1 protein-coding gene is annotated in these 869 nt (G+C 54.3%); it reads right to left on the bottom strand.

Annotated elements, in window-relative coordinates; all coding sequences use genetic code 11:
* The coding region (locus tag LMED105_RS15930; protein WP_008253410.1) for an ATPase, T2SS/T4P/T4SS family at window positions 1-869 on the bottom strand (869 nt) is incomplete at both ends.

Here is an 869-nt window from a genome sequence, read left to right as displayed (position 1 = left end):
CCGCGCATGGGTATTCCACTGGGTCTTCAATCGAGTAAAACGCATCTGTACCATTGCCAGGGTGCGTTTCAATGAAAGTTTTGAGTGTGGTGGTTTTACCCGAGCCTGTAACACCCGCAAAAATAATGGTGCCGGAGGGCGTGTTGGATGCACTCTTTAACTGCTTCATGTGCGAAGGGGCATAACCCAGCTGCTCATAGCTGAGGGTAGGGGCATCAATGTCCACGTACAGCAAGCGGCACACCACTTTGATACCGGCCCAACCCCGCATCGACTGATAACGCATGGCCACGCGTTTGCCACCCACCTCGCGGGCGGCGATCATGCAGTACAAATTTTCGCCCACCGAGAATTGACTGTTGCTGTTGGAGCCCTTGCCCGACGCGTTGTTGTACGCCCAGGCCACGGCACGCTCTGCTTGCAGCGGGGTGTATACGCCGCCTTGCTGATCGCGCAGAAATTCAAGTTCACCATCCACGCGCAGTTTCACTTCGGCAATGTTGTTGACCACTTGCACGTGAATGTCGGTTGCGCGTTCCTGCACAGCCAAAGCCACCCAGGATTCAAAAATTTCTTTGGCTTTGGACTGCGCTACAGCCGGGTCTTCTTCACCTTCAGCATTGTCGATTTTGGTTCGGGAGTTCTCGATCAAGTGCTCGATGACGCCACCACCACAACCAATTTCGGGTCGCTCAAACGTGAATTTTTCGGCAATCAGTTTGCCGCGCAGGTGGGAGATGAAAGGACGAATCTGCGCGAGTTTTTCCGCATCGTACAGAATGATGGCGCGCTTCACGCCTGTTTCAATGGCACACACATGTTTTTCAACAGCGGCTGGCAGCTTGAGCAAAGCTCCCGCACTGCCGTCG

The sequence above is a fragment of the Limnobacter sp. MED105 genome (genome assembly GCF_000170915.1).
Taxonomy (GTDB): domain Bacteria; phylum Pseudomonadota; class Gammaproteobacteria; order Burkholderiales; family Burkholderiaceae_B; genus Limnobacter.
The sequence above is the reverse complement of the archived record's forward strand: the minus strand, read 5'-3'. Positions and strand labels throughout refer to the sequence as shown.